This is a genomic window from Pseudomonas sp. HMWF006, assembly GCF_003061205.1.
Lineage (GTDB): Bacteria > Pseudomonadota > Gammaproteobacteria > Pseudomonadales > Pseudomonadaceae > Aquipseudomonas > Aquipseudomonas monsensis.
The window spans coordinates 4,031-16,101 of record NZ_QAIU01000091.1; the positions used below are offsets into that span (position 1 = coordinate 4,031).

The 12,071-nt window shown below is 61.7% G+C and carries 12 protein-coding genes; 8 read left to right on the forward strand and 4 right to left on the reverse strand.

Annotated features, from left to right (window positions below; genetic code table 11):
* From fabA to DBR24_RS03630, 4 genes are all read right to left on the reverse strand, one after another.
* A partial coding sequence (fabA, locus tag DBR24_RS31455; protein ID WP_256591261.1) for a bifunctional 3-hydroxydecanoyl-ACP dehydratase/trans-2-decenoyl-ACP isomerase occupies positions 1-278 on the reverse strand: 278 nt, incomplete at its 3' end.
* A 247-nt stretch (positions 279-525) separates the two neighbouring features.
* Positions 526-2,430, reverse strand: a complete 1,905-nt coding sequence (locus DBR24_RS03620) for an ATP-binding protein (protein ID WP_128613913.1) — start codon at positions 2,428-2,430, stop codon at positions 526-528.
* Positions 2,427-3,359, reverse strand: a complete 933-nt coding sequence (locus tag DBR24_RS03625) for an ABC transporter substrate-binding protein (RefSeq protein WP_123466890.1) — start codon at positions 3,357-3,359, stop codon at positions 2,427-2,429. Before DBR24_RS03625 ends, DBR24_RS03620 begins: the two co-directional genes overlap by 4 nt.
* Entirely contained in the window at positions 3,360-5,483 is a 2,124-nt protein-coding gene (locus DBR24_RS03630; protein ID WP_128613914.1) for a TonB-dependent siderophore receptor, read from the reverse strand.
* 196 nt (positions 5,484-5,679) lie between these two features.
* Here DBR24_RS03630 and DBR24_RS03635 point away from each other — a divergent pair, with 196 nt between their 5' ends.
* The 8 genes from DBR24_RS03635 to DBR24_RS03670 all read left to right on the forward strand — a co-directional run.
* Complete coding sequence (locus DBR24_RS03635) at positions 5,680-6,705, forward strand: NAD(P)H-dependent glycerol-3-phosphate dehydrogenase (protein ID WP_128613915.1); 1,026 nt, start codon at positions 5,680-5,682, stop codon at positions 6,703-6,705.
* 18 nt (positions 6,706-6,723) lie between these two features.
* A complete protein-coding gene (locus DBR24_RS03640; protein ID WP_003227139.1) occupies positions 6,724-7,071 on the forward strand; it encodes a DUF4389 domain-containing protein in 348 nt (115 codons plus the stop codon).
* A complete protein-coding gene (gene sixA, locus DBR24_RS03645) occupies positions 7,068-7,520 on the forward strand; it encodes a phosphohistidine phosphatase SixA (RefSeq protein WP_123466884.1) in 453 nt (150 codons plus the stop codon). Before DBR24_RS03640 ends, sixA begins: the two co-directional genes overlap by 4 nt.
* Positions 7,521-7,648: 128 nt before the next feature.
* Entirely contained in the window at positions 7,649-9,304 is a 1,656-nt protein-coding gene (locus DBR24_RS03650) for an AMP-binding protein (protein ID WP_128613916.1), read from the forward strand.
* A gap of 31 nt (positions 9,305-9,335) precedes the next feature.
* Positions 9,336-9,779, forward strand: coding sequence for a hotdog fold thioesterase (locus DBR24_RS03655; RefSeq protein WP_128613917.1), 444 nt, complete (start codon positions 9,336-9,338; stop codon positions 9,777-9,779).
* A 289-nt stretch (positions 9,780-10,068) separates the two neighbouring features.
* Positions 10,069-10,875, forward strand: a complete 807-nt coding sequence (locus DBR24_RS03660) for an alpha/beta fold hydrolase (RefSeq protein WP_123466878.1) — start codon at positions 10,069-10,071, stop codon at positions 10,873-10,875.
* Entirely contained in the window at positions 10,872-11,726 is an 855-nt protein-coding gene (locus tag DBR24_RS03665) for an alpha/beta hydrolase (RefSeq protein WP_128613918.1), read from the forward strand. The genes DBR24_RS03660 and DBR24_RS03665 overlap by 4 nt, the downstream gene beginning before the upstream one ends.
* A gap of 115 nt (positions 11,727-11,841) precedes the next feature.
* Positions 11,842-12,071 (forward strand): DUF4892 domain-containing protein (locus DBR24_RS03670; RefSeq protein WP_128613919.1); only part of this gene is annotated, 230 nt, incomplete at its 3' end.

The following is a 12,071-nucleotide window of genomic DNA, read 5'->3' on the forward strand; positions in this document are numbered from 1 at the left end:
AAGAAGCCGACCAGTTGCCACATGGCGTCCAGACCGAGGCAGCCCGGCATCACCGGATCGCCTTCGAAGTGGCACGCGAAGAACCACAGGTCAGGGTTGATATCCAGCTCGGCGACCAATTCACCTTTGCCGTACTTGCCGCCTTCTTCGCTGATCAGGGTGATGCGATCCACCATCAGCATGTTCGGGGCGGGCAGTTGCGCGTTACCTGGGCCGAACAGCTCACCGCGACTGCAGCGCAGCAGATCTTCCCGAGTAAAGGCGTTTTGTTTGGTCATGCGAGCTCCTCAATAATCCCATGCGGCAGGTGGGGCAAATCTTCCCGGCCGATCGACGCGTTCATGCCTCGTACCGGCAGCCTACTCATAGACTATTGCGTTGTGGTGAAAGTCACAGCACCAAGGACATGAATGTACACTTGTGCACTGAAATTTTTATTCAAGCCCCTTTTGAGGCTTGTTCGGGTGCCTAAGACTGCCGCACTTTCGCTTTTCACGCCAGTCGCAGATGGTCGAAAAACCGTCACTACTGCACCCAGCGCTGCAGAATCTGTTGTAGGTCATTGCGTTTGAACGGTTTGGCCAAATAATCGTTCATGCCTGCCGACAGGCAAGTTTCGCGGTCGCCCTGCAAGGCGTTGGCGGTCAACGCGATGATCGGCACCTCGCGGCGTCCAGGCAGCAAACGGATCTGCCGGGTCGCCTCGTAACCGTCGATGATCGGTAAGCGACAATCCATCAAAATTACTTCGAATTCGCTGCCCTCGGCACTGCGCACCGCCTGCACGCCATCGGTTGCCACACTGACAGTAAAGCCCAGGCTGCGCAGCATCGCTTCAATCACCGTCTGATTGACCGGGTTGTCCTCCACCAGCAACACGTTGCGCCCTTCACCGTGGTCGTTGCCATTCAGTGCGCGCGGTGCGGCCAGTTGCGGCACCGCCTGCTTATAAAGGGCCAGGGGAATTTCCAGGGTGAACACCGAACCACGACCTTCCTCACTCTGCGCGCGCAAGGTGCCGCCCATGCGTTCGGCCAGGGTACGGGCAATCGGCAGACCGAGGCCGGTGCCACCGTAACGCCGGGAAATCGAACTGTCGGCCTGCTGGAAGGCGTTGAACATCAGCTCCAGACTTTCGGCCGAAATGCCGATGCCACTGTCGCGCACCGAGCAGGTGAACCAGAGCAGTTCGTGATCCAGCGACTGCCATTGCGCTTCGATGCTCACCCGCCCGCGCTCGGTGAATTTCAAGGCATTGCCGACCAGGTTGACCAGAATCTGCCGGATCCGCGTCGGATCGCCCTGCACCTGCAACGCACGCATGTCCTCGGGGATGCGCAGGTTCAATGCCAGACCACGCTGCACCGCACTGTGCTGGAACGACTGGGCGCAGGCGCCGATCAGTTCGGCAAGATTGAAAGGAATGTGCTCCAGCTCCAGTTCCGAACGCTCGATCCGGGAGAAGTCGAGGATGTCGTTGATGACCTTCAACAAATGCTCGGTGGACTCCGACGCAAGGGCGGCATACTCGATCTGCTCCTCGGTCATGTCGGTGGTTTCCAGCAATTGCAGCATGCCCAGCACGCCGTTCATGGGTGTGCGCAGTTCGTGGCTCATCATCGCCAGAAAATCGGATTTGGCGGTGTTGGCCTTTTCCGCTTCCTCGCGGGTCTGGATCAGTTGCGCCATCGCCTGGTGCTGTTCGCGGCTGGCCTGTTCCAGCGCTTGGGCGAGGTTGTTGATGTGCTGCGACAGGGCACCCAGTTCGGTGTCATCGACGATCGGCAGCGGGGTTTTGTAGTCGCCGTCCTGAATCGCCTTGACCGCATTGCCGATATCACGGATCGGCTGCGACAGGCTGCTGGCCAGGCGCCGCGCCAATACGAAGGTGAAGAGCAGGGCAAACAGCGCGAGGATCCCGGCCTTGAGGAGGATTTCCTGCTGGCGCTGACTGAAGGCATCGCTGGACAGCCCGACGATTACCCGTCCCAGATAGTCCTCGCTGGCGCCGCCATTGTTGACTTTGCCATCCTGGAAAAAATCAGTGTGCAGGGCGATCCGTTGCAGGCGTACCGGTGCCTGAAACACTTCCACCTGATGTGCGTGACTATGGGCGGCGGCCGGTTGTTCGACGTACACCAGAATCCGGTTGGCGCTGTCCTGTACTTCGAGAAACCGCACGTTAGGCGTGGCCAGGGTGGCTTTGAGCAGACTCTCCAGCACTTCGTTATTGCCGGAGATCACGCCGTATTCGGTGGCGGGCGCCAGTTGGTTGGCGATCAGCTGGCCGGTGTGATTGAGCTCCTGGCGCAAATCCTGAATACGCACGAAGGTGAAGAAACTGATCAACAGTAGAGTCAGCAACAGCGCCGGGCCCAGGCTGATCAACTGGGTGCGGGTGTTGATGTCCCAACGGCGACGGAAAATCATGGACGGCGTTCTCCTTCGGCCAGCGCTCTGGCAACAGACGCATCATTCAAGGGTTCGATCCCTAGGGAACGAGCGACCTGCGCGTTACTTGAGACTTTAAAACGTTCGGGATAGAGCGTTCGCGGCCAACTGGCCGGTGGCTGGTCGAGCAATTGATCGAGGATCGTCAGCCAGTCGTTCTGGTCGCTGTAACTGCTGGCGAGGCTGCCGGCGCGGACGAAGGCGACGTTGGGACCGACCAGCGCCACTTGCCGCGCGTAGCTGCTGAGCAGCAGGTTTTTCGCGGTTTTCGGGTTGTACAGGTCGGGATCGTCGAGCCCCAGCAACACGTCACTGTTTTTCAGCACCGATTGCAGCGGACGACTGTCGTGAATGTTGTCCCAGCGCTGACTGACAATTTCCAGATTCAGCGGTTGTGCGGCCAGGCTCAGCTCGTGGAGCAGAAATTCGCTGTGCTGATCGAACAGCACGCCGATGCGCCGTGCCTGCGGCAGAATCCGCCGGATCAATTGCAACTGCCGGCTCAGTGGCGGATCGCTCCACAGCAGGCTCAAGTGCGGCGGTTGCGCAGTGCCGAGACGTTGCCGCGCCTGCAGGCGGCTGATGCGCAGCACCAGCGTCGCCGGGCCCTGGGCATCCTGCAGGCGCCAGTCGAGGCTGGGCAGGTCGAGCAGAATCAGACGCAGGCTGGACGGTAATTTACCCGGTGCAGGCAGACTCGCCAGCGGCTGGAAGTGCACGTTATCGGTGGGCCGCAACTCGCTGAGCGCCTGAACGAACGCCTGCACGCCGGCGCTTTCTTCGGCGCCGGTCAGCAGAATGTCGGCGGCCTGCACCGCCACGCCATGCAGCCACGCGGTCAAAAACAGGCACAAACCCGCCAGCCAGTGGCCAAGGGTTGGCGTCTTGTGAAACAGGCTGCCGCGCATCTAGAACTCCAGCTCGGCGCTGAAGTACATCACCCGGCGTTCGTCGTAATGGTTGTCGACGAAGGTGGTCGGCTGGTTATCGAGGCGCTGTTGCAGCACCCCGGCCAGTTGCAGGTGCGCCTTGCCCAGAGCGATGCGTTTGGCGATGCGTGTGTCGACCCGCTCGAAGCGGTAGCCGTTGAGTGCGTTGTCGCCGTAATAGAAGAGGGCGCTGTTCCAGCCGTGGCCCCAATCGCGTAACCAGCCGGCGGAACCGCTGTTGCTCGCGGTGAATTGCTGATCGAGCGGATTGCTGGCCTCGGCGTCGACATAGGCGTAGGTGACGCGCAAACGGTCGGCCAGGCTCAGGCGCCAGTCGAGCTGGGTTTCCGTGCCGCGAAAACGCGAGCTGTTGGCGTTGCTGGCAATGTATTGGTTGTTGCGTAGCGGTTCGCTGATCATGCCGGTGATCTCGTCGTAGAACAGCTTCACATCGACGGCCAGCCCCAGTTCGGCGAAGTAGCCGTTATAGCCCAGCTCCCGCGAGCGCATGTGTTCCTGTTCGAGGTCGCCCGGGCCGCGGGTCTTGACGAAATAGCGTGCCGACGACTGACCGTAGGCCGACGGCTGCAGATTCTTGACCAGGTAACTCCAGTTCACATTGTTCTCGAACATGTCCGGCGAGCGGATCGCCTCCGAGTACACCGCGCGCAGGCCGTGGCGCGGGTTGATCAGGTAATTGATCGCAAAGCGCGGCGTCAGCGAACTGCCGATCAGTTGCGTGTCTTCGAACATCGCGCCGCCCTGCAACAGCCAGTGGTCAGTCGCGCGCCACTCCAGTTGGCCGAACGCCCGCCACGTGGTGTCGTCGAGTGTGCCATTGAAATAAGTCTCGGAGTCGGCACGGTCGTAACGATAGTTCATGCCGCTGACCAGTCGCAGACTGTCGGACAGGCTGAGGGTGTCCTGCACTTCGAGGTCGTAACGCGATTCCCGGGCGCTCTGGTCGATATCGCCGCACAGGGTGCGACTGGCACCGTTGCGCCACTGATCGAGCACCTGATTGGCCAAGGCCATTTCCTGCGGCGTGCCGGGCGCCGCGCCGGGACCGGTGAAACGGGTGATGTTGCGCGCCAGACGTTCGGTGTAGTTCGGGTTGAGCTGCCACAACTGCGTCAATTCAGGGCTGAACGACACCTCGGCATCGCAGGCGCGCCACACCTGCTGACGATCCCAATGCTGTGCCGAGCCTTGGATATAGACGCTGTGCTCGGGATTGAGGTCGAGATTCCAGCGCACCGAGCCGGCGTAATCCTTGGCCACCACGTCGGAATTGTCCCCGGCGGCGGTAATCCCCGAGAACACCGGGCGGTAGGTGTAGGGCCGCTGGTTGGTGCCGTCCTTGGCGTTGACCTGCCAGTCGAGGCTCTGGTTGTCGCTGAGGGTGTGGCTGACCGCGAGGCTGAAGCGGTTCAAGCGGCGGCTGTCGCGGTAATCGGCACCGTTGCGATCGCTGTCGAAACCGTCGTCTTCCTGCCCGGACAACGACAGACGCAAATCGCCGCCATTCCAGCCGGTGCCCTGACTGGCATAAAAGTCGTTGATGCCGCGCTGACCACGGGTGTACTTCAACCGCGTGCCGTGGCTGTCGGCGGGGTGGCGGGTGATGATGTTGACCACCGCCATCAGCGCATTGGCGCCGTAGCTGACGGTGTTCGGGCCGCGAAACACTTCGATGCGCTCGATGTCTTCCATGGCCACCGGAATATCGCTCCAGTCCACCGTGGCGAGACCGGCGCGGTACACCGAGCGACCGTCGATCAGCACCTGCATGCGCCGCGCCTCGGTGGCGTTGGTCCCGTGATAATTGACCGCCGCCTGATTGCCGCTGATGTTGCCGACCATCATCCCCGGCACCAGACGCAGCAGTTCGCTGATGTCGCGGGCGCCGCTGGCGTTGATCAGTTCGCTGTCGAGCACGGTCATGCTGCCCGGTACTTCCGCCGGTGTCTGTTTCAGACGCGTGGCCGTCAGTACCTGGGGCAGTGCGTCGTTGTCCAGAAACAGGTCGTCCGCCAGCAATACCGGGCTGAACAACAGCGCCAGTAACACCGACGAACGCGCAGACGAAGGGCCAAAAGACACGGCACAACCTAGATAGCGAAGAATTGGCGCGCATGTTAACCGAGGGCAGCGACTTTTCTAGTCACGTTGCAGGCATTTTCCTAGGTTTTATTGGTCTTCTTCCTACAAGTGTCGGTAATTGACGCAGGGGCTGGCCGCGACTCGGTCGCCCCGTATAATGCCGGCATCGCCACTGGTATGGATTAACGGATTGCATATGACTGAACAGCGCCCGATTGCGGTCCTGGGAGGCGGAAGTTTTGGTACCGCCGTGGCCAATCTATTGGCCGAGAACGGCCATCAAGTCCGGCAGTGGATGCGTGACCCCGAGCAGGCCGAGGCCATTCGGGTCAATCGCGAGAACCCGCGTTATCTCAAGGGCATCAAGATTCTGCCGGGAGTGACCGCCGTCACCGACTTGCAGGCAACCCTCGACGCCTGCGAACTGTGCTTCGTCGCGCTGCCTTCCAGCGCACTGCGCACGGTGCTGGCCCCCCACGCCGAGCGCCTGAGCGGCAAGATGCTGGTCAGCCTGACCAAGGGCATCGAAGCCCAGACCTTCAAGCTGATGAGCCAGATCCTCGAAGAAATCGCCCCGCAGGCGCGCATCGGCGTGCTGTCCGGGCCGAACCTGGCGCGGGAAATCGCCGAGCACGCGCTGACCGCCACGGTGGTCGCCAGTGAAGACGAAGACTTGTGCAAGCAGGTGCAAGCCGCGCTGCACGGTCGCACCTTCCGCGTTTACGCCAGTGCCGACCGCTTTGGTGTCGAACTGGGCGGGGCGTTGAAAAACGTCTACGCAATCATTGCCGGCATGGCGGTGGCGCTGGAGATGGGCGAGAACACCAAGAGCATGCTGATCACCCGCGCACTCGCCGAGATGACTCGGTTTGCAGTGAATCAGGGCGCCAACCCGATGACCTTCCTCGGTCTGGCCGGGGTCGGTGACTTGATCGTCACCTGCTCCTCGCCCAAGAGCCGCAACTATCAGGTCGGGTTCGCCCTCGGCCAGGGCTTGAGCCTTGACGAAGCGGTGTCGCGTCTGGGCGAGGTGGCCGAAGGCGTCAACACCCTCAAGGTGCTCAAGGCCAAGTCCCAGGAGGTCGGTGTGTACATGCCGCTGGTCGCCGGGCTGCACGCGATCCTGTTCGAAGGACGCACGCTGGAACAGGTGATCGGTCTACTGATGCGTGCCGAGCCGAAAACCGACGTCGACTTTATTTCCACCAGCGGTTTCAACTGATTCAACAGGAAGCGAACCATGAACGATCCGAAAACCGAAGCCAAGTACGAATCCATCCTCCTGCGGGTGCTGTGGATGATCGTCTACGTACTGGTCTGGCAAGTGGCGCAGTTCATCCTCGGCGCGGTGGTGCTGGTGCAACTGATCTATCGTTTGATTTATGGCGCTCCAAGCGCCGGCCTGATGAATTTCGGCGACAGCCTGAGCCAGTTTCTCGCGCAGATCGGGCGTTTCGGCAGTTTTCACAGTGACCAGAAACCGTGGCCATTCGCCGACTGGCCAACGCCGCGCACCCCGGAAGGTGAAGCGCCGCACGCCGTGCCACCGGCGCCGCATCCGGCTCGAGATGAGGAACCCAAGCTATGAAACTCTGGGTATTGCGTCATGGTGAGGCCGAGCCTTATGGCTCGCGCCCCGACTCCGAGCGGGAGCTGACTGAACACGGTCGTCAGGAAGCCTTGAAGAGTGCAGCCCGGTTGATCGGTCAGCCGCTGACGGCGATCTACGCCAGCCCCTATCTGCGTGCACAGCAGACAGCGCAGATTGTTCGCGAGGCGCTGGGTTTCGAGCCGGAAATTCGCACTGTCGAATGGCTTACTCCGGAGTCCGACCCGGACAAAGTCGCCGAGCAACTGGTGTCGGTCAGCAATGTACTGCTGGTCAGTCACAACCCGTTGGTGGGCCATCTGCTCAGCTATCTCCAACATGGCGCCGGGTATCCGCCGGAGAAAGTCAGCACCGCGGGGCTGGCCGAGCTGGAAAGCCCTGAGCTGCTGATTGGCTCGATGACACTTAACAGCCTCAAGCATCCATAACACCGTTCCCTGCAGGCTCACTCCTGCAGGTTCCGCGTGCGGACGAAATTATTTGTCTGAATTTTCCAACCAAGCACTTGCTTGGTTGACTACGCTTGCTCCAGACCCAAAAAACAGGAGCGAGTCGCATGTCTGCTGCCTTCCGATTGCCGCTGGACGTGTTTTACGAACGCGAGGCCCGGCATCCGCGCCAGCGCTTTCTGGTGCAGCCCATCGGTGGCGGGCAGGTCGAGACCCTGACCTGGGCCGATGTTGGCCATCAGGCCCGGTGCGCTGCGCACTGGCTGCGCGCCCGGGAGTTGCCGCAAGGCAGCCATATTGCCCTGATCTCGAAAAACTGCGCGCACTGGATCATCGCCGATCTCGCCATCTGGATGGCCGGGCATGTCTCGGTGCCGCTGTATCCCAACCTCACCGCCGACTCCGTGAATCAGGTCCTCACGCATTCGGACAGCGTACTGGCGTTCATCGGCAAGCTCGATGACTGGCCCGGCATGTCCCGAGGCATACCGCAGGGGCTGCCGACCATCAGCCTGCCGCTGCATCCGCCCGGCGCGTTCGATTTCGCTTGGGACGACCTGCAAAGGAGCTCGCCGATCCGTGACGATCCGCGCCCTGCCGGTGAGCAACTGGCGACCATCATCTACACGTCCGGCACCACCGGCCTGCCCAAAGGCGTGATGCACAGCTTCGCCAACCTTGGGTTTGCCACGACTCATGGCACGCAACTGTTCGGGCTCAACGAGAACGACCGGTTGCTGTCGTACCTGCCGCTGTGCCATGTCGCTGAGCGGATGTTCGTCGAACTGGCGTCGATCTACACCGGGCAGACGGTGTTCTTTGCCGAGAGCCTCGACACCTTTATCACCGACCTGCAGCGGGCGCGGCCCACGGCGATGTTCGGTGTGCCGCGGATCTGGACCAAATTCCAGATGGGTGTGTACGGCAAGATCCCGGCCAAACGTCTGGATTTCCTCCTCGGACTGCCGTTCATTGGCAAGCGGGTTGGGCACAAAGTGCTCGCGGGGCTGGGGCTGGATGCCTTGCGTGTGGCGTTGTCCGGCGCAGCGCCGGCGCCGCAGTCCCTGCTCGACTGGTATCAGACGCTCGGCCTCGAGGTGCTGGAGGTTTACGGCATGACCGAGAGTTGCGGCTACTCGCACATCTGCCTGCCTGGCCAGTACAAACAGGGCTGGATCGGCAAGCCGTGCCCGGAGGTCGAGGTGCGCATTGATGAGTCCGGCGAAGTGCAGGTGCGCAGTCAGGCGAACATGCTCGGCTATTTCAAGGAACCGCAGAAAACCGCTGAAACCCTGACCGGGGACGGCTTTCTGCGCACCGGCGACAAGGGCGAACAGGATGCCGAGGGGCGCTTGCGCCTGACCGGGCGGCTCAAGGAAATCTTCAAGACCAGCAAAGGGAAATACGTGGCTCCGGCACCGATCGAGAACCGCCTGGCGGTGCATTCACGGATCGAGCAGGTGTGTGTGGTCGGTGACGGCCTGAGTGCGCCGCTGGGCCTGTGTGTGTTATCGACGGTCAATCAGGACGAGGGGCGGGCGAGCCTGCATTCGAGCCTTGAGAAGCTGCTGGAAGAGGTCAACGCGGTGCTCGACAAACATGAGCGCCTGCGCCGGCTGGTGGTGGTCAAGGACAGTTGGGCGGTGGAAAACGGTTTCCTCACGCCGACGTTGAAAATTAAACGCAATGTCATCGAAGACACTTACGGCGCGCGCTTCGAAGAATGGAGCGAGCGCAGCGAGGCGGTGCTGTGGCAGGATTGAGTGACGATCAAAACAACAAAGGAAGCCTGCGATGACCTTGTGGCGCACCACTCCGAACATCGAGCAGTTGAACGCAATCCAGAAAAACACCATCGGCGAAGTGCTGGATATCCGTTTCGAGTCCTTCGACGAGGAATCGCTGACGGCGAGCATGGTCATCGACCACCGCACCCACCAGCCTTACGGTCTGCTGCATGGCGGCGCCTCGGTGGTGCTGGCGGAAACCGTCGGCTCGATGGCCAGTTACCTGTGCATTGATGCCAGCAAGTTTTATTGCGTGGGGCTGGAGATCAACGCCAACCATTTGCGCGGCTTGCGCAGTGGGCGAGTGACAGCGGTGACCACACCGATTCATATCGGCCGCACCACCCATGTCTGGGATATCCGCCTGACCAGCGATGAAGGCAAGGCCAGTTGTGTTTCGCGGTTGACCATGGCGGTGGTGCCGTTGGGCGAGCAGCCACCGGCGCGTTGAGTGGGTTTATTCAGTGATGCCCTCATCCCGGCCCGTGGGCCGGACGTGCGGTTTTCACGTTCTCCATCGACCTGAAAGATCGAGTCGAGTATCGGCTTTGAAAGCCATGAAGATCTGCTCCCACCCCTCGCCCCCTTGGGAGAGAGGGTCGGGGTGAGGGGGTAGCGATCTCCCGGACGCACCATCACGCTGACCAGACTGTCATCATTCCTGGCAGTTACGGTCATTGCCGGGAGGCGCGGTCTTACGGACAATCAACGCCACGTTTCCCGCTCATGGATTTACCCGCATGTCGCAACCGATCTTTTTCGCCCACGCCAACGGGTTCCCCTCGGGCACCTATGGCAAGTTGTTCGCGGCGCTGGCGCCCGAGTACCGGGTCGCGCATCTGGAGCAGCATGCCCATGACCCGCGTTTCCCGGCGGATGACAACTGGTACAACCTGGTCGACGAGTTGATCCACCATCTGCAACAGCAGGATCAACCGGTGTGGGGTGTGGGCCATTCCTTCGGCGGCGTGTTGCACTTGCATGCAGCGCTGCGTTGCCCGGAACTGTATCGCGGCGTGGTCATGCTCGATTCGCCGGTGTTGACCCGCACTGACCAGTGGGTGATCCGCGCTGCCAAGCGCTTCGGTTTCATCGACAGACTGACCCCGGCCGGGCGCACGCTGGGACGCCGTGAAGAGTTTGCCGATCTCGACAGCGCGCGCAGCTATTTTGCCGGCAAGAGCCTGTTTCGCGGTTTCGATCCGGAGTGCTTCGACGCCTACCTGCAACACGGTTTGCACAAGGTTGGCGACAAGCTGCGCCTGCGTTTCGATCCGGCCACCGAAATCAGCATCTATCGCGGCGTACCGCACACCAGTCCCGGCCGCACGCGACAATTGCAGGTGCCACTGGCAGTGGTGCGCGGGCACAAGAGCAATGTGGTCATGCGCCATCACACCCGCTTCGTGTCGCGCCTTGCCCAGGGCGAGGCGTTGAGCATGCCCGGTGGCCACATGTTCCCGCTTGAGCGCCCGCAAGACACCGCACGCTTGCTGAAGAACCTGTTCAACCGTTGGGAAGCCCGTCAGGACAAGGATTGCGCATGAGCCCGACCTTCGAAGAAGTGCGCCTGAGCCTGCCGCATATCGAGCTGGCGGCGCATTTGTTCGGCCCCGAGGACGGTCTGCCGGTGATCGCACTGCATGGCTGGCTCGACAACGCCAACAGCTTCGCGCGGCTGGCCCCGAAGCTCAAAGGCCTGCGCATCATTGCTCTGGACATGGCCGGGCACGGCCATTCCGGGCATCGTCCGAACGGCGCTGGTTATGCACTCTGGGACTATGCCCATGACGTGCTGCAAGTGGCCGAACAACTGGGCTGGCAGCGCTTCGGCCTGCTCGGGCATTCGATGGGCGCCATTGTTTCGCTGGTGCTGGCGGGGTCGCTGCCGGAACGCATCAGCCACCTGGCGTTGATTGACGGGGTGATTCCTCCTACCGACAAAGGCGAAAGCGCCGCGGAGCGCATGGGCATGGCCCTGCAGGCGCAACTGGACCTGCGCGAAAAGCGCAAACCGGTCTACCACACCCTCGACCGGGCCATCGAGGCGCGAATGAAAGGCCTGGTGGCGGTCAGTCGCGAGGCCGCGCAGTTGCTGGCGCAACGAGGGCTGATGCCGGTGCCGGGCGGTTATACCTGGCGCACCGATAATCGTCTGACCCTGCCATCGCCGCTGCGCCTGACCGAGGAACAGGCGATGGCATTCGTTCAGCGCATCCAGTGTCCGGCGCACCTGGTGGTCGCGGCGGACGGCATGCTGGCCAGACACCCGGCGCTGCTGGAGCGTCTACCCTTTAGCCGGGAACAGCTGCCGGGTGGGCATCATTTGCACCTGAACGACGATGCCGGTGCCGACCTTGTCGCAGACTGTTTCAATCGGTTCTTCGCCATTCCTTGACTTGCTGCGGGCAACTGTCGAGGCTGGTCGGGTTGAAATGGGAGACAACCACGATGGATTGCTATACCGCTGCGACCCCGATCCGCCACGACATGTCTATCCGATGAGCCGGACTATGCGCTCACTCGGTCTGTTGGTGCTGTGCTGTTGCAGTTCCTTGTCATTCGCCGCCGATGTGCCGGGCAGTCAGGATCTGCAGGTCGTGCCGCGTCTGGCCGATGCGCAAATCGTCGATTATCGGCCTCCGGTCGAGCTGGAGCGGATCCACCCGTTGGGCTCGATTCGCAAGATCAGCGGGCAGTTGCGCTTCGACGGGCAGGTCACTGCCCGTGGCCAGACCACCTC